Origin of the sequence: Nocardiopsis sp. MG754419, assembly GCF_018207095.1 — a bacterium.
Taxonomy (GTDB): Bacteria; Actinomycetota; Actinomycetes; order Streptosporangiales; family Streptosporangiaceae; genus Nocardiopsis.
The window spans coordinates 1-15,837 of the sequence record NZ_QOCZ01000018.1; the positions used below are offsets into that span (position 1 = coordinate 1).

Annotated in this window: 15 protein-coding genes; 6 read left to right on the top strand and 9 right to left on the bottom strand. The window is 70.2% G+C overall.

Annotated features, from left to right (window positions below):
• Both DSY14_RS05415 and DSY14_RS05420 read right to left on the bottom strand, forming a co-directional pair.
• The coding region (locus DSY14_RS05415; protein ID WP_211715394.1) for a glycoside hydrolase family 6 protein at nucleotides 1–1,382 on the bottom strand (1,382 nt) is incomplete at its 3' end.
• A 1,131-nt stretch (nucleotides 1,383–2,513) separates the two neighbouring features.
• Entirely contained in the window at nucleotides 2,514–2,936 is a 423-nt protein-coding gene (locus DSY14_RS05420; protein WP_211715343.1) for a hypothetical protein, read from the bottom strand.
• A gap of 193 nt (nucleotides 2,937–3,129) precedes the next feature.
• On the opposite strand from DSY14_RS05420, the gene DSY14_RS05425 reads away from it, so the two are divergent.
• A complete protein-coding gene (locus DSY14_RS05425) occupies nucleotides 3,130–3,855 on the top strand; it encodes an SDR family NAD(P)-dependent oxidoreductase (RefSeq protein WP_211715344.1) in 726 nt (241 codons plus the stop codon).
• A gap of 423 nt (nucleotides 3,856–4,278) precedes the next feature.
• The gene (locus DSY14_RS05430) at nucleotides 4,279–5,361 is read left to right on the top strand and encodes a type I restriction endonuclease (RefSeq protein WP_211715345.1); all 1,083 of its coding nucleotides are present in this window, start codon (nucleotides 4,279–4,281) and stop codon (nucleotides 5,359–5,361) included.
• Between the two features lie 53 nt (nucleotides 5,362–5,414).
• On the opposite strand, the gene DSY14_RS05435 is transcribed toward DSY14_RS05430, so the two are convergent.
• Nucleotides 5,415–5,735: a hypothetical protein gene (locus tag DSY14_RS05435; RefSeq protein WP_249187364.1), complete on the bottom strand. Its 321-nt coding sequence runs from the start codon at nucleotides 5,733–5,735 to the stop codon at nucleotides 5,415–5,417.
• 118 nt (nucleotides 5,736–5,853) lie between these two features.
• Here DSY14_RS05435 and DSY14_RS05440 point away from each other — a divergent pair, with 118 nt between their 5' ends.
• A complete protein-coding gene (locus tag DSY14_RS05440) occupies nucleotides 5,854–5,997 on the top strand; it encodes a hypothetical protein (RefSeq protein WP_211715346.1) in 144 nt (47 codons plus the stop codon).
• A gap of 182 nt (nucleotides 5,998–6,179) precedes the next feature.
• Nucleotides 6,180–7,013 (top strand): MetQ/NlpA family ABC transporter substrate-binding protein, encoded by an 834-nt coding sequence (locus DSY14_RS05445; protein ID WP_211715347.1) that lies wholly within the window; start codon nucleotides 6,180–6,182, stop codon nucleotides 7,011–7,013.
• Between the two features lie 88 nt (nucleotides 7,014–7,101).
• Here the strand turns inward: DSY14_RS05445 and DSY14_RS05450 are convergent, their stop codons facing one another.
• Together DSY14_RS05450 and DSY14_RS05455 are read right to left on the bottom strand one after the other, a co-directional pair.
• Nucleotides 7,102–7,959 (bottom strand): alpha/beta hydrolase, encoded by an 858-nt coding sequence (locus tag DSY14_RS05450; RefSeq protein WP_307851133.1) that lies wholly within the window; start codon nucleotides 7,957–7,959, stop codon nucleotides 7,102–7,104.
• 176 nt (nucleotides 7,960–8,135) lie between these two features.
• Nucleotides 8,136–9,455: a S41 family peptidase gene (locus DSY14_RS05455; RefSeq protein ID WP_211715349.1), complete on the bottom strand. Its 1,320-nt coding sequence runs from the start codon at nucleotides 9,453–9,455 to the stop codon at nucleotides 8,136–8,138.
• A gap of 89 nt (nucleotides 9,456–9,544) precedes the next feature.
• On the opposite strand from DSY14_RS05455, the gene DSY14_RS05460 reads away from it, so the two are divergent.
• Nucleotides 9,545–10,051, top strand: a complete 507-nt coding sequence (locus tag DSY14_RS05460) for a GNAT family N-acetyltransferase (RefSeq protein WP_211715350.1) — start codon at nucleotides 9,545–9,547, stop codon at nucleotides 10,049–10,051.
• A 74-nt stretch (nucleotides 10,052–10,125) separates the two neighbouring features.
• Here DSY14_RS05460 and DSY14_RS05465 read toward each other — a convergent pair whose 3' ends face one another.
• The 3 genes from DSY14_RS05465 to DSY14_RS05475 all read right to left on the bottom strand — a co-directional run bounded on the left by DSY14_RS05465 (nucleotide 10,126) and on the right by DSY14_RS05475 (nucleotide 13,681).
• Nucleotides 10,126–11,757 carry a glycoside hydrolase family 10 protein gene (locus tag DSY14_RS05465; protein WP_211715351.1) on the bottom strand — a complete coding sequence of 544 codons (1,632 nt, stop codon included), beginning with the start codon at nucleotides 11,755–11,757 and terminating at the stop codon, nucleotides 10,126–10,128.
• A gap of 251 nt (nucleotides 11,758–12,008) precedes the next feature.
• Nucleotides 12,009–12,551, bottom strand: coding sequence for a type I-E CRISPR-associated protein Cas6/Cse3/CasE (locus DSY14_RS05470; protein ID WP_211715352.1), 543 nt, complete (start codon nucleotides 12,549–12,551; stop codon nucleotides 12,009–12,011).
• Nucleotides 12,552–12,691: 140 nt separating this feature from the next.
• Nucleotides 12,692–13,681, bottom strand: coding sequence for an ABC transporter substrate-binding protein (locus tag DSY14_RS05475; RefSeq protein WP_211715353.1), 990 nt, complete (start codon nucleotides 13,679–13,681; stop codon nucleotides 12,692–12,694).
• A gap of 606 nt (nucleotides 13,682–14,287) precedes the next feature.
• On the opposite strand from DSY14_RS05475, the gene DSY14_RS05480 reads away from it, so the two are divergent.
• Complete coding sequence (locus DSY14_RS05480) at nucleotides 14,288–15,232, top strand: TauD/TfdA family dioxygenase (RefSeq protein WP_211715396.1); 945 nt, start codon at nucleotides 14,288–14,290, stop codon at nucleotides 15,230–15,232.
• 383 nt (nucleotides 15,233–15,615) lie between these two features.
• On the opposite strand, the gene DSY14_RS05485 is transcribed toward DSY14_RS05480, so the two are convergent.
• A complete protein-coding gene (locus DSY14_RS05485; protein ID WP_211715354.1) occupies nucleotides 15,616–15,783 on the bottom strand; it encodes a hypothetical protein in 168 nt (55 codons plus the stop codon).
• Nucleotides 15,784–15,837: the final 54 nt, after the last annotated feature.

Genomic DNA, 15,837 nt, shown 5'->3' on the forward strand with positions numbered 1-15,837 from the left:
GCCACTGGTTCTCCGAGCAGTTCCTGGAACTGCTCGGAGAACCAGTGGCCGGAGATCGGGGCGTTCGGCAGGGCCCCGCTCATGTTGTGACCATTGCGGGGGTTGCCCTCATAGGTCGGGTCGCACATCCGGTCGAACCCCTTGCCCTCGTCGTTGGGGATCTCCTCGCTGGAGCCGTCGGACTCACCCGGCGGCTTCATCCACACGTAGGCGTGGATGCCGGGCTCGGGTGCCGCGGTGGGCCGTTCGCCCAGGCCCGCGCCGGACTGGTTGCACCAGTTGCCGGACTGGATGCGCTGGTCGTAGCGGCCACCGTCGACGTAGGCGTCGACGTCGCTCTGTGGGCCCGGGCCGGTGGGCCGGTCGGAACCGCCCCAGCCGTTACGGGAGGTGTCGATGAGCATGCCGAGGTCGGAGTCGAACCCGAGGGAGACCAGCTCCGTACGCAGGGCCTGGGTGAAGGAGAGTTCGTCGACGTAATGGTTCCAGTCGACCCACTGCGACTGGCGCACACTGGTGCCGTTGACCTGGTCGGTGATGGAGAAGTGGTCCTCCCTCAGCGCCGAGTAGTTGGCCGTGTTGGAGATGAACCCGTGCACGTCGTCGGGGGAGGCCCCGTTGGCGTTGGCGGCCTCAAGGAACAGCCGGGCCGAGGGACCGAAGTTGTCCTCCCAGCCGATCCAGCCGTGGTGCCCGGCGTCCACGTAGTTGTAGACGTTCTCGATGGCCCCCAACCGTCCCAGGGCGTAGCCCACCCCGTCGACGTAGTTGCCGTTGGCGAGCATCTCGTCGCACTCGGGGGTGGCGGTCTCCCTGGGCGAGATGTTGGTGATCAGGTTGGGCAGGGAGTCGATCTCGATCGTGGTCACCACACGTAAGGAGGTGTCCTCGTAGTCGGCGAGGATGTCCGCGATCGGGTCGATGTACTCGGACTCGTATCGGTCGATCTCGTCCGGCCCCAGCTCACCGTTGGACGCCAGGGCGGCGCAGTCGCGGCCGGGCAGGTTGTAGACGACGAGTTGGAACACCAGCGGTTCGCCACCGGCCTGCTCCACCGCCTCGTCCAGGTGGTCACGGAGGCCCATGTCGCCCGTGGTGGGGCTGTCGTTGCCCTCGATGGCGCCGATGCGGTCCATCCACACACCGGTGGGTTGGTCGGCGATGGCCGCGCCGCCGGGTTCGGCGGCCGCGTTGGCCGACCAGATGGGGTTCACGTAGACGTCGGCGCCCACGTACGGATTCGCGACGCGTGCGGCGGCCGAGGCCTCGTCGGTGGTGGAGGCGGGATCGGCCAGTGCGGGAGAGGAGAGTGCGGTGAGGCCGGAGAGCACCAGTCCCATTCCGGTGGTCGCGGCCAGTGCGCCGCGGACGCGGGGTGTCATTTTCACGCGAGGGTCTTTTGTCATTTCTATTCTTCCTCAGGGTGAGCGGGACGCATTCACCAAGGAGCGATCGGAGCGTCGTGTCGACGACGCGGCGGGTCGCGGACGGCGCCGGGGTGATCCGGGAATGCAGGCGCCTGAACTGGGTGAATGCGAAGGTGGGAAGGGGGGATGGGCGGGATGAAGCGACTGGGAGCGCTCCCAGTCAGGGGATGGAACACTCGGTTCGGATAGGGGTGCGAGGTGTGCGTCCGGGTCGTCCCGCCGTTGTCGGGGGTCGATCCCGAGCGCTTTCCAGAACGTTAACCATCCAATAGTGATATGTAAACACCATGTGACGAACGTGTTTTTCGGCGATCAGCGCGTACTCGAATAGCACCAGGTGAATGCCCGATTGATGACTGTTCAGTAATAACGTGGAGTCGCCGGTCGGGCACACGGAGCTTCCGGGGCGTGCCCGGTCCGTTCGTCCGACCGGCGCGGGCTCAGGCCCGGCCCGCGGCGTCCAGGGGTCGCCACACCAGCACCGTCAGACCGTCTACGCACACCGCCGCGATCCGGAACGGCACCAGAAGCCCCCGACGAGAACAGCGGCGCGGGCAGGCGTTGGGCGGCGCTCGCGCCGGCCACCACGACGGCCGATCCGGTGAGGGAGGCGACCAGCAGAGGGCCCGCCGCGAGCAGGACACCATCCCCAGGTCGGTGACGGCCGAGGACCGCCACAGGCGGACGACGTCGGGTCCGAGTCGGTTCGGACCATCGGGGAAGGGTGCGCCGTGGTCCGGCGCGGGCGAGGACGACATGGGAGAACGCTCCTGAGGGCAGGGCGACGGCACCGATCGGCGCCCGGACGTGGCGGCGTGAGGCCGCCCGGCCCGCCTCGGCGGAGGGTTCTCGGTGATGGGTCCGTAGGGTCACGTGGGCCCGAGGACGAGGAAGGGTGTTGCCGAAGGCCCTGCGGGGAGGCGGGGGCGACGATCGGTCGCACGGTGGTTCTGTTCATGGGGTCCTCTCGGCAGGGGCGTCGAGGCACCGGGGGGTGGAGGCCGGCGGGTCGGCCGGTGCGCGCACGCCACACGTCGACGGGCCCCGGAACGAGTGGTCCTCGTCCCGGGGCCCGTCCCGAGGCGGTCACCTCTCGTGGTCGCACCCCTCGATCATGAGGGACAGTCCCGCGCCGAGCAGCCACAGGTCCTTGGACAGGCCGATGCCCTCGGGGGTCGGGGCCAGGCTGCGGGGTTTGTGCATGCCGGGGGTGCGCAGGTACAGCCCGACCAGACCGCCGGCGAACGCGCTCAGGCCTGCCCCCGCCACCTTGTTCGGGACGAACGGGATGAGGAGGGCGGCGCCCAAGGCGATCTCTCCGGCCGACAGCAGGCGCGTGAAGGTGACCGGATCCATCTTGTCCAGGAAGGGGTAGGTGCCGACCGCCATGCCGTGCAGGCCCACGGCGGTGTCCTCGTCGGCCCCGCGCTTGTCCAGGCCGGAGTTGAGGATCGAGGCGCCGGTTGCCAGGCGCAGGACCAGTTGGTGTGGGCGGACGGGCGACTTCATCGTGGCTCCCTGCCTGGTCGGTGGCCTCATGTCACGGCGGGTGATGAGAATGCTACGCACATGGGGCTCGGAAAGTCGCTCGTGCGCGCCGGGTGTCGGAGGTCGCGACTCTCCGTGAGTGCCTGGCGGGGCCGATCCGGGTGTGGTTTCCTACGCCCGCACCCATCGGACACACCCACAAGGGAAGCAGAACATGCGCAGAGTCATCGTCACCGGCGGCGGCAGCGGTATGGGTCGGGCCATCGCGGAACGGTTCGCCCGCGAGGGCGACGAGGTGCACATCCTGGGCCGCCGCGCGGAGAACCTGGAGCGGGTCGTCGCGGATCACCCCGCGCTTCGGATCGTTCCCCTGTCGGTGGACCTCACCGACGAGGACGCCGTGCTGGCGGCGGTCGAACGGCTCTCCGTCGAGCCCGTCGACGTGCTGGTCAACAACGCGGGAGGCATTCTCAAGGAGACCCCCGTCGACCTCAAGGGCACCTTCGACATCTACCGCCGCACCATCGACGCCAACCTCCTGTCGGCGATGATGCTCACCCAGGCGCTCTGGCCGCACCTGCGCCGACCGGGTGGCCGGGTCGTGAACATCAGCTCCATCGCCGCCCACCGGGGCGGTGGTGACGCCTACGCCGCGGCCAAGGCCGGTCTCTGCGGCTGGGGTCTGGACCTGGCGCGACGCGGTGGGCCTGACGGCATCACCGTCAACACCCTGACGCCCGGCTACGTCCAGGAGACCGAGTTCTTCACCAAGGAGGGGCGTTCCGCCCGCCACGACCGTCTCGCCGCCGAGACCATGGTCGGCCGCGCCGGTACCCCCGACGACATCGCCGCGGCGGTGGGCTTCCTCGCCTCACCCGAGGCGGGCTGGACCACCGGCCAGGTGATCGGGGTCAACGGTGGTGCCCTGCCCGGCCACTGACCGAGGCCCGGGGTGCGGGCACGCGGCGAGCGGTGAGGGCTTCGGGGGATTCTCGGGGGCGAGGGCGCGCGTGCACCCAGACCCGTTCGACGGGACCGTACGCAGTGATCGGAAGTCGCGCCGGCCCGGTCGTGTTCTCTGTGTCCGAAAGCCCGTGAAAGGAGCATGCCCGGCACCCCGACAGTACCGGATCGAGTCACGGATGCCATCGTCCACAGCGAGCGCATACCGGTACGGAACCTCCCATTCCACCCTCGGCCGTGCCGGTTTCTCGCCTGTCGGCGCGCGTGGAAAATCCATTTTTGAGCATGGGAAAGGAACGAACCGCGCCTATTGAGGAATGCATAACGAATGCGTTTCCTCGAGCTCTGTTGCTCCTTTTCCGTTGCTAGTGTTCCCGGAGCTGAAGAGCTGGGAGGCGATATGGAGTTCGACGAACGCGTGGCCGCGGTTGCGGCGAAGGTTCGACAGCAGCAGGCGCTGATCGAAACGGAGGAGGCCACGAAGAACGCCTTCGTGATGCCGTTCATTTCGACGGTCCTCGGTTATGACGTCTTCGACCCCCGTGAGGTTGTCCCGGAGTTCACCGCGGACGTGGGGGTGAAGAAGGGCGAGAAGGTCGACTACGCCGTCAAGCACGACGGTGAGGTGCGGATCATCATCGAGTGCAAGAAATCCAGGGGCGAGCTCACGGTGGAGAGCGCCTCGCAGCTGTACCGCTACTTCGCGGTCACCAACGCTCGGATCGCGGTCCTGACCAACGGTGTGGTCTACCGGTTCTACACCGACCTGGAGGCCCCCAACCGGATGGACTCCACACCCTTCCTGGTGCTGGACCTCAACGACATCGACGAGTCGCTTCTGCCGGAGTTGCGCAAGCTCGCCAAGGACGCGTTCGACCTCGACTCCGTGATCAACGCCGCCGAGAAGCTCAAGTACGTCGGGGAGCTCAAGCGGGCCTTCGCCACCCAGTTCAGCGAACCCGAGGACGAGTGGATCAGGTTCTTCACCACCAGGGTGTACAACGGTCAGTTCACGCGCCGGGTCCGGGAGCAGTTCACCCCGTTCGTCCGTGAAGCGGCCACCCAGTTCCTCAACGACCAGGTGAACAGTCGGCTCAAGACGGCGCTCAACACGAGCTTCGTCGCCACCGAGATCGATGACGAACCCGACGAGGAGGTCGTGGAGGAGGAGAACGTTCCCGACGACGGCATCACCACCACTCTGGAGGAGCTCGAGGGATATCGCATCGTCAAGGCCATCGCGTGTAGTGAGGTCAAGCCGCATAGAGTCGCTCATCGCGATTCCAAGTCCTACTTCGCGGTTCTTTTGGATGACAACAACCGCAAGCCCATCGCGCGACTGCACTTCAATGGTCGGCGACGCAAGTATTTGGGGACTTTCGATGACGACAAGCGGGAGACGAGGCATCTGCTCGGTTCGCTCGACGATATCTACCTGCACTCCGAACTCATTCGGCGAGCGGTGAGGACGCACAGCTCCTGAACGCGGCGCCCCGGCCGGTGAGGAACCGGCCGGGGCGCTCCGTCTTCGGGGGATCAGCTTTCGTCGGTGATCTGACCGCGGATCCCGTCCGCGGCGGTGCCCATCGGGTCCTCCACGACCCCGCCCAGTGTCTCGGCCTGGTCCTGGAACCCCTGCGCGGTCTCGGTCACCTCGCCGAGAGCGCCCTCCTGGGCCTCCTGGGCCAGGGTGTCCAACCCACTGTCCTGGGCGAACTCACCGACAGCCCCTTCGCCCAGACCCTCCACCGCGGCACCGGCCTGGTCGGCGGCCCCGCTCATCCCGTCCACCAGGTCGCCGGCGGTGTCGCCGAACAACCCCTTGAACCACTCGAACACGTCAGAGAGCATCGTCATCGTTCCGTCCCCGGGGGAGTGCGCTTCCCCCGCCCCTGTGCTGTCATCGCAAAGTGTGCTCACTCCGGGTAAGTAGGCGGTAAGGGGCGCTCGGTGACCGTGGGGTGGGAGGGCGCCCATGGTCACTCCGGGTCACACCACCCCTCTGGAGCCCCAACTCGGAGTGGCCGACTCCGTGCGGACCAGGGCCGATCCGGTGCTCGGTCCGGGACCGCCCCCGGCCCTCGGAGCGGGTCAGGACGACGAGCCGGACCCGGGGTGACGCCTCCACGGCCGGCATGGGACCCTTTCCGTGTCGAGCCTCCCTTCGGGCTGGTCAGAGCATGTGCGCTTGGTCACGGACGCTGGACCCTCCGGTTAAGGCGCATTTAATATCGGGAAAATAGGAAATCCGGGACATCTATTCCCGGCTCCGCCCGTACACGTCACACCCGAAGGACTCCCATGCGCCGCGCCGTCTTCGCCGTCCCCGCCGCCCTGGCCCTGTTGGCGGTGGCCGCCTGTGGCGCCCCCTCGGAGAACAACACCGAGGCGGCCGAGGGCGAGGAGCCCCTGGTCGTGGGCGCCACCGCCGTCCCCGCCGGCGACATCCTCCGGTTCATCGAGACCGAGCTCGCCCCGGAGGCCGGGCTCTCCCTGGAGATCCACGAGTACTCCGACTACATCGCGCCCAACGCCGCGCTCGCCGAGGGGCAGCTCGACGCCAACCTCTATCAGCACGAGCCGTTCCTGCTGGAGTACAACGAGGGCAACGGCACCGACCTCGTCGCCGTCGAGCAGATCTACCTGCCGCCGCTGGGTCTGTACTCCAAGTCCGTGGACGATGTCGCCGACCTGGCCGAGGGTGCCGAGGTCGCGCTGCCCAACGACCCCACCAACGAGTTCCGGGCGCTCCTGCTGCTGGAGGAGGGCGGACTCATCACCCTCGCCGAGGGCATCGACGAGGCGACCTTCAGCCTCTCCGACATCGAGGAGAACCCGCGCGACCTGGAGTTCCGCGAGGTCGAGGCGGCCCAGTTGCCCCGTTCGCTGGACGACGTCGACGCCGCGATCGTCAACAACAACTACGCCCAGGAGGCCGGGCTGGACTTCGCGGAGGACTCGATCCTGCTGGAGGAGGTCGAGGGGAACCCGTACGTGAACGTCCTCGCCTCGCGCTCCGACAACGCCGACGACCCCCGCGTCGCGGAGCTGGCCGAACTGCTGACCTCCCCCGAAGCGGTCCGCTTCATCGAGGAGACCTACGAGGGCAGCGTCATTCCGGCCGCAGCCGAGTGACGGACCACCCCTGGACGCCCCGGATCCGCACGGGTCCGGGGCGTCGTCGCGCTCGACGATCCTGGCCTGGGCGCGGGTCCGGCCACGCTCAAGGTGCGGAGAGGAAGGCGTCCACCGCGCTCAGCCACGCCTGGGGTCGGTCGACGTGCGCCATGTGTCCGGCGCCCTCCAACACGACCGCCCGGGCACCGGGCAGCAGCGCCGCCGCGCGTTCGGCGAAGGACGCGGGGAAGATCATGTCCGCGCGCCCGTGCAGGAAGAGCAGGGGCGCCCCCAGGAGGCGGAGCCGTTCTGGGCCGTTCTCCGGTCGGGGCGAGTCCAAGCGCCCACTCCGCCACACGTGCGACCACTGCGCCGACCACCGGACCCCCGACAACAGCTCCAGGTAGGCGGGGATCCGCTCCCGTCGGTGCACGTTGGCGGGCGCCCCCGCCACCGCGGCCTCCCGCACGAGTTCCGCCCCGGTCGCCCCGGACCCCGACCACACCCGGGCCTCGGCGGCGCGGTGGGCCTCCCGTTCGGGCCACGGGCCGAAGTCGGCGTCGGTGACCGGCCACAAGGTGCTCGACGCCACCACGGTGCGGCGTACGCGGTCGGGGGCCGACAACAGGATGCGCTGGGCGAGCTGTCCTCCGGTGGAGAACCCCACCAGGTCGAAGCGGTCCCAGCCGCGCCGGTCCGCCAGGAGCAGCAGGTCCTCGGCGGCGGCCGCGAAGGAGTATCCGTCCGGCCCCAGGCCACGGGTCGAACGCCCGCAGCCACGCAGGTCGGGAAGGTGCACCGGACGCCCCAGCCGGTCCAGCGGCCGGCGCAGGTACGTGTGGTCCCAGTCCGGACCACCGTGCACGACCAGCAGGGGGATGCCCGCGGAGGGGCCGAACGACGCGCAGAACAACCGGACCTCGGGCCGGTCGCGGACGGTGACGTGTGCTTCCGCTGCTCTCACGCCTTGAGTGTGGCAGTCGCCCGGGGACGTGCGCCGCGTGGAGGTCGGGACCACCGGGGTTGGGGGTCGGTGACCGCCGGGCCCCTCGCCGCAGCCCTCGTCGTCCGCCCCGTCCGCCCCGGAGGGGTCGTGCGCCCGTGGTGGCCACCCACACGAGGGCGTGGGCGGTCCGGGCCTCATCGGTGTGATCGGAGCGCGGTGAGGGCGTGCTCCATGGCCAGGGGCGCATGGCAGGTCAGGTCGGGGGCCAGGCCCGTACCCTCCCAGGTCGCCCCGGTGCGCGGGTCGGAGGGGGCTCCGGTGGAGACGAACACACTGAGCCCGGACGCGGTGGCGAAGTAGTCGCCCGGGTTGGCCGCGCCGGCGGTGCGGTGCCCGACCAGGGTGGCGCGCCCCAGGGTCCGCAGGGCCAGGGCGAAGCTCTCCGCCGCCGAGGCCGTGCCGGCGTCCACCAGGACGTACACGGGCAGGTCCGGCCGACGGGTGTGGTCCGGGTCGGCCGGGGTCCACGACCGCCGCACCCGGCCCTCGCGGGTGCGGAAGGCGACCACCTCGACGGGGGTGGCGGGCATGAGGTGGTCGATGAGGAACTCCACCATGCTCGGCGCGCCTCCGGGGGTGCCGCGCAGGTCGAACACGACGGCGTCGGCGTCGGCCAGCACGCGCAGTCGCTCCCGCGCGGTGGCGGCGGACCCGCGCCCCGCCTCGGTGTCGGGGTCCAGGTCCGCGAACTCGGCGACGTCGACCACGGCCACACCGTCGGCCCCGGCGGTCACGGTGAACCCCGCACCGTCCTTTGGGGGGCGGGAGGTGCGGGTGCGGCGTCGGACTTCGGAGGTGGGCAGCACACGGAAATGACCGTCGTGCGGGCGCAGGACCTCGGTGAGGGCGACCGCCACACCGCCGAGGGAATCCGCTCCGGGGAGGGACAGGGCACGGAGCTCGGTGGCGGCCCGTCGTGCCTCCGTCGGATGCACGTAGTGCTCCTCGACCAGGTCGGCCACCTCCATCACCGCCGCGTCGATGTCGAACCCCGCGGGGCCCGAGGTCCCGGTGTCCTCTCGCGGCAGGAAGGGGCGCCGTTCCAGAACGGCGAGGGCGGCGGTGACGGTGGCGTTCAGGTCGGTGTCCAGGTCCAGGTCCAGCCGTCGGGCGGCCGCCGCGGTGTGCCGCCAACGGCGTTCGATGGCGGGCAGCAGTTCCAGGCAGAGCGGGCCGAGTCGCACGCGCCGTTCCCGCCCGTCCGGGCTCGCGGCCGGGGCGAGCAGTTCGAGCCGGCGCATCTGGGCGACGGTCTGGCTGGTGGCCGACCGGGTCATACCGGTCTCCCGTGCGAGGTCGCCGATGGACAGGGACAGGTGTCGCAGGAGCGCCCGGGTCACCGGAGTGAACGCGGCGCGGAAGGGGAGTCCGTCGGCCTCGTAAGCGCGGTCGACCGCGCCGTCCAGAGAGGAGACGAGCCGTCTCAGGTTGGTGCCGAGTGTGGGGGAGGTCATCGGAAAATCATGACAGTACTGCCGCTTCTTCGGAAGGGGTGCCGAAAAACCTCTCGCGTGACCTCTCGGGGCCGCCCTAAGCTGGTCCGATGCACAACGACGCGTTCCGGCCGGCCGCCGTGCGGGTGCGGCCCACCCAGGGCCCGGTGGAGTTCGAGGCCCTCACCGAGGTGTGGCACGGCGCGGTGGTGGCCACGCACGACTTCCTCGCCCCCGAGGACGTCGCCCACTACCGGGAGCAGGTTCGCGAGCGCCTGCTCGCCCGGTTGGAGGTCCACGTCGCAGAGGACACCGAAGGGCATCCCCTGGGGTTCGTGGGCATGGAGGGCCACCATGTGGCGATGCTCTTCGTCGCCGACCGTGCCCGAGGTCATGGGGTGGGGACCCTGTTGCTGGACCACGTCGCCGCCCACCATCCGGTCCTGGAACTCGACGTCAACGAACAGAACCCCGCGGCCCGCGGCTTCTACGAGAGTCGGGGGTTCACGGTGACCGGCCGTTCCCCGCTCGACGGGGAGGGGCGTCCGTTCCCGCTGCTGCACATGCGCCGGAGCGGTGAGCGGCCGAGGCGCCGGCACGGCCCGACACGCGCATGAGGGGCCCGGCGTCACGCCGGGCCCCTCATGCGCTCTTCCCTCCGCTCCGGTCGGCACACCGGGGCGGACCCTGGTCAGGGCAGACGGACCGGTGCGCTCGCCGGGCTCTCGTGGTGCAGCCGGTCCAGCGCGGTCACGTAGTACGTCGTGTCCGACCCCTCGGACACGTCGAAGGTCGCCGCGCCGTACTCGTCGGCGCGGACCGTTCCCAGCATGGTGCGCGGGTCCTCGATACCGCAGCGGGCCTCGTCCGGGTCGGGTTCCCCGTCGAAGGCGTACACCGCGTAGTAGGCGGGGGCCTCATCCGCTCCCGGGGCGATCTCCAACGTGCCGTCGCCGCTCACGTCCGCCTCCGGCGCCTCGGGTGCGGCGCCGCCCAGGTCGTCCTTGACCGGGATCAGCGCCGGGCTGGAGTAGTGGTCGGCGACCAGGATCTCCGTGGCCTCCTCTGCGTTGGTGCGCAGGGAGGTCGCGCTGAAGTACACGTCGCCGTGCACCCCCGGGTGGTCGCGGTTGAAGTCCAAGTGGGAGGAGAGTTCGTTCGGGTCCTCCCAGGCGCCCGCGTTGCCGACCTTGTACGCGGCCTGCCCGATGTACAGGTGCGTGTCGGTGCCCGCGGCGACCTCCTCCCACCAGGGAACTAGGACCGCGTAGTCGGCCACGGGGAGCCCGATCTCCCAGTAGATCTGCGGGTTGATGTAGTCGAGCCACCCCTCGGTGACCCACGTGCGGCTGTCGGCGTACTGCCCGTCGTAGGACTCGAAACCGCTGGTGTCGGAGCCTTCGGGGTCGGTCGAGGAGTTCCGCCAGATCCCGAACGGGCTGATACCGAACTTCACGTGCGGCTTGGCGGCGTCGACCGCCTCGCTCATCTCCCGGACCATCGTGTCGACGTTGTCCCGTCGCCAGTCCTCGATGTCGTCGAACTCCCCGCCGTGCTCGGCGAAGGTGTCCGCGTCGGGAAGCTCCACGCCCTCCACCGGATAGGGGTAGAAGTAGTCGTCGAAGTGCACGCCGTCCAGGTCGTAGTTCTCGACCGAGTGCATCATCGCCTCGATGACGAACTCTCGGGCCTCGGGGATGCCGGGGTCGTAGTAGAGCTTGCCGTCGTAGTCGAACACCCAGTCGGGGTTCTGCCGGGCCGGGTGGGCCTCGACCAGACGCGAGGGATCGTCGTGCATGGCGATGCGATAGGGGTTGTACCAGGCGTGGAACTCCAGGTTGCGGGCGTGCGCCTCCTCGACGGCGTACTCCAACGGGTCGTACCCGGGGTCCCCGCCCTGCTCGCCGGTCAGCCACTCCGACCACGGTTCGTGGGGCGAGGGCCAGAAGGCGTCGGCGGTCGGTCTGATCTGGACGAACACCGCGTTGAGCCCGTTGTCGACGGCGCCGTCGTAGAGCTCGGCCAGTTCGGACTGCTGCTCCTGCGCGCTCAGACCCTGCTCGGAGGGCCAGTCGATGTTCTCCACACCGGCGATCCACTCGGCGCGCATCTGTCGCTTGGGCGGCGCCTCCGGGTCGGTCTCACAGGTGTTCCGCTCGTCCGTGACGGGTGTGGCGGCGGCCTGGGGTGCGTACAGGAGGGCCGCGGTGAGCGCGGTCGCCAGGGCGCCGGCGAACAGCGTGCCACGTGCGGCGGGGTGGGGGATCGGAACCGTGGATGGTCCGGTGCGCGCCCTGGGGCGGTTCCGGTGCGAGTACGCCAAGGTTGCTCCTTTACGGCTTTCTGTCGGGCGGGCAGGGTCCGAAAGGTCCTGGTGGGTCCGTTCCGGATGTCCTTGTGCGACGGTCAGCTCGGGCTTAGGAGAAAACCTTCATGATTTGACCCTTGAATGCAACACTCCTACGCCAGGTTGCTGCGAATGAGTCGTATGTGGCTTAAGTGTCGTTTGGGGTGTTTGTGGCGTATCAAGGTGGTCGGGACGCCGGTACTCTCGCGCGGCGCGTCCCGGCCCGGTCAGAGGGCCTCTTGGGTGAGCAGCAGCCCCGCGCCGGTCTGCAACCCCGCGCCGATCCCCTGGAGCGAGAGCTCTCGGAGTCGCTCGCCGTCCACGACGGTGGCGAGCCCCTCGAAGTGGTAGCGGGCCGGCCTGCCGCCCAGTCGCCGCCACTCCACCGAGGTCACGTCCATCGCCCCCGCGAGTCGTCCGTCCAGCCACGCATGGAACCCGGGCTCGGCCACGGGGACGCGCTTACCGCTCCTGCCGTCCTCACCGCGTCGTTCCGTGGGGGCCGTGATCAGCTCCCACTCGACCGTCTCGCCCTCCTCGTGCAGAGGCAGCGGGTGGAAGGTGGACGAGACCGCCCCCGGTACCTTGCCCCAGGCCGGAGCCGTGTCGGAACTGACCAACAGCATGTCCGGTGACAAGCGCGACCACAGCACCCGGGCCTTCGACGCGGGGTCCGGGTCGACGGCGCCGCGCACGGCACGACCCATCACCGTCCACTCCTGCATGCCGGGGGCGCGTTCGGGGTCGAGAACGATGTTGGTCAGGTACAAGGGGATCCGTTCCGGGTCGGCCCCGCCTGCGCGGGGGAGGCTCGTGTCCTGGCGGGGCCGGTCGGCCCGGCCCGTGCCGAGCCTCCCACTCTATGATCCGCCCGCGACCCGTGCGGCGGTCGTGGCCACGAGGAACGTCCTCAGGAGAGCGCCTCGTCGATCCGCGGTACCAGGGCGTCGAGTGCGTAGGGCACCGACAGCACCGAGTTGTAGGTGACCGCGCCCCGCTCGTCCAGGCTCGTGGTGACCACGGCGTCCTCGCGCACCACGTCGAGGCCGTCGAACACGGCGGCGCCCTCGGTGATGTCGAACTCCTCGTCGTCGCTCATGACCAGCAGCAGGTCGCCGTCCAGCAGGTCGACCCGTTCGGGCGACAGCTCCACGAAGAAGCCCTCGTCGTCACCGAGGTCCTCGACCGCCTCCGGCACCCCGAACCCGAGGGAGTCCAGGAACCGGCCACGCGCGTCACCGGGCAGGTAGGCGCCGTAGCGGCCCTCATAGGGCAGGACGGCGGTGCCGACCAGGCCGTCGAAGTGCGGGTGCCGCTCCCGCGTCCGCTCCAGCAGCGCCTCCGTCTCCTCGTTGAGGGCGGCACCCTCCTCCGGCCGGCCGAGCGCGGTCGCGATCATCTCCGTGGCGTCCTCCCTGGGCACCGTGTAGGCGGCGACCCCGGTCGGGCGCGCCACCACGGGCGCGATCCGGGAGAGGGTCTCGTACACGCCCTCGTCGAAGCCGGCGGACACCCCGATGATGAGGTCCGGGGCCAGCCCGGCGACCTGCTCCACATTCGGTTCGGAGTCGGACTCCACCCGGGTGAGTTCGGCGTCGCCCACCAGTGCGTCGGTCCAGGGCCCCAGGCCGGACGCGTAGAAGGTGTAGCCGGTGTTGCCCACCGGAACCACGCCCAGGGCCAGGACCGCGTCGGCGTCGGTGACCCCGAGCGTGACCACGCGTTCGGGGGCCTCGTCGATGGTGGTGCTGCCGAACTCGTGCTCGATGGTCACCGGGAACGCGCCCTCGGCGGCCGGTTCCGTGGGGTCGTCGGTGCCCGGTTCGGAGCCGGTGCCGCAGGCGGTGAGGAAGAGCAACAGGGGCAGGGCACGGGCGAGCGCCCGTAGGGCGGGGGACATGGGACTCCGTTCGGGTCAAATGAGGTATGCCTACCCTAATCAGCGCGGGTCGGGGTGGTCCCACCGGGTCCCGGGGGCGGCGGTGCGGGTCCGGTCATCGTCGGGTCGACCCGTCGCCGGGCCGATCCGGACGCCCGTCGAGCCGTCGTGGGCGTGACCGGATCCCTGAGCGCGGACCTGCGGGCGGAGGTGCGGCCCTGCCCACCCTCCGGGCCCCGGGCCTGGTCGCGCACGCCGCGACCATCCGTGCGCGGGGGTGCGGACGCCGCTCCGTCGCCGCCGTTCACCGGTCGGAGTTCACGGAGGCGCGCGCCCGGGGTGGTTGACAGTACGGGGGCGCATCCCTCACTGTCGGCGGTATGACTACCCCCTCGTCGCACCGACCGGCCGCTCGCCCGTGCCCCTCGGTCGACAGGGCGCGTCGCGGCACGCCGGGACTGGTCCTGCGCCGCGGACGCCTGGGTTCGCCTCCCCGTCGTTGATCCACCGGGTCCGTGTCCGGACCCGGTTCCACGCGCGTCGAGAACACTCCGCGCTGTGCCGAGACCTCGTTCCGCACGTCCCTTTCGGACGATCGCCGCTATTTCCTACCGGAAAGACATGAATATGGTCGCCACCGTGAACACCGCCGTGCCGGCACCACCCCGCCTCCGTGAGAGCGCCGCCGTCGACACCGCCCTGGTCGAGGGTCCGCGCACGCTGCACCGTCTCGCCGACGGAGCGCCCTCCCGTCCCTACACCCGCTTCGAGGTCCGTCCTCTGGGCGCGCTCATCGGCGCCGAGATCCACGGTGTCGACCTGCGCGAGGACATCGACGAGGAGCTGCGGGCCGAACTCCACCGTGCGCTGCTGGAGTTCAAGGTGATCTTCTTCCGCGACCAGCCCATCGACTCCGACCGCCAGCAGCGGATCGCCCGCCTGTGGGGCGAGCTGGAGACCAACCCCTTCATCGAACAGGGCGACGACGCCCATGTCGCCCGCTTCTCCAAGGGCGGGGCCCCGGCCGGCTACGAGAACGTCTGGCACACCGACGTCACCTGGCGGGAGGCGCCCGCCATGGGCGCGATCCTGCGCCTGGTCGAGGTGCCGCCGATGGGCGGGGACACGCTGTGGGCGGACATGGCCGCCGCCTACGACAACCTTCCCCAGGACGTCAAGGACCGCATCGAGGGCCGCACCGCCGTGCACGACGTCATCCCCGGCTTCGTCCGATTCCTCGACGAGGACCGGCTCCTGCAGTGGCAGGACCGCTTCCCGCCGGTCGAGCACCCCGTGGTGCGCATCCACCCCGAGACCGGGCGTAAGACGCTGTTCGTCAACGTCTCCTTCACCACCCGCATCGTCGGACTGCCGCAGCAGGAGAGCGACGAACTGCTGCGCTTCCTGTTCCAGCAGGCCCACGCCCCCGAGTTCCAGGTTCGCTTCCAGTGGGAGGCGAACTCCATCGCGTTCTGGGACAACCGGGCCACCCAGCACTACGCGGTGAACGACTACCACCCGCACCGCCGCGTGGCCGAGCGCGTCGCGATCGTCGGCGACCGCCCGTTCTGAACCGGGTGACCGTGGTGCCGGCCCCGCTTCGGCGGGCCGGCCCCACGGTCGGGGTCATCCGGACCGTGTGCGCGGGGCCGGGCTCACCGCTACGGCCCCCGGCCACCACCACGACGATCGCGTACACGGACGGGGCATCGCCACGAGGGTCGAGGCGAGCACCGCACCGGTGAGCGTCGGAAGGGTGGAGGTCCCGAGTGACTCCGCCACCTGCGGCGCCGAACTGTTCCGCCCCCGCTGTGCGGTCCTGGACACTGTCAGGACGGTGGTGCTGATCAGCGGACGGACCATCCCCGTTCCGACGGACACCGGCGCACGACCCGCCACCGCCACCGGTACGGGCAGAAGCCCGCCGACGGGCGCAGCGGACCGCGCCGGTCTGCTCACGAACCGGCCACCGTCATCCCGACCAGCCCGGTGGTCACCGCCGTCGCGAAGGCCGACGAGTACCACCGCTCCGCGCCCAGCTCCGGCGCGATCACCGGCAGCGCGGTGGTCACGGCGCAGGACTCGAAGGCGACGAAGGACATGAGGGCGAACACGCTCGGCACCCACGGCCGGTTCCCCGACCTCGGAAGACCGGCGGGGTCCCGAGGCCTTCCGCC

Excerpts from the sequence above, each read along its gene's own strand:
- DSY14_RS05420 (WP_211715343.1), bottom strand. The coding sequence starts at position 2,936 with ATGAAGTCGCCCGTCCGCCCACACCAACTGGTCCTGCGCCTGGCAACC.
- DSY14_RS05425 (WP_211715344.1), top strand. The coding sequence starts at position 3,130 with ATGCGCAGAGTCATCGTCACCGGCGGCGGCAGCGGTATGGGTCGGGCC.
- DSY14_RS05430 (WP_211715345.1), top strand. The coding sequence starts at position 4,279 with ATGGAGTTCGACGAACGCGTGGCCGCGGTTGCGGCGAAGGTTCGACAG.
- DSY14_RS05435 (WP_249187364.1), bottom strand. The coding sequence starts at position 5,735 with ATGACGATGCTCTCTGACGTGTTCGAGTGGTTCAAGGGGTTGTTCGGC.
- DSY14_RS05440 (WP_211715346.1), top strand. The coding sequence starts at position 5,854 with ATGGTCACTCCGGGTCACACCACCCCTCTGGAGCCCCAACTCGGAGTG.
- DSY14_RS05445 (WP_211715347.1), top strand. The coding sequence starts at position 6,180 with ATGCGCCGCGCCGTCTTCGCCGTCCCCGCCGCCCTGGCCCTGTTGGCG.
- DSY14_RS05455 (WP_211715349.1), bottom strand. The coding sequence starts at position 9,455 with ATGACCTCCCCCACACTCGGCACCAACCTGAGACGGCTCGTCTCCTCT.
- DSY14_RS05460 (WP_211715350.1), top strand. The coding sequence starts at position 9,545 with ATGCACAACGACGCGTTCCGGCCGGCCGCCGTGCGGGTGCGGCCCACC.
- DSY14_RS05475 (WP_211715353.1), bottom strand. The coding sequence starts at position 13,681 with ATGTCCCCCGCCCTACGGGCGCTCGCCCGTGCCCTGCCCCTGTTGCTC.
- DSY14_RS05480 (WP_211715396.1), top strand. The coding sequence starts at position 14,288 with ATGGTCGCCACCGTGAACACCGCCGTGCCGGCACCACCCCGCCTCCGT.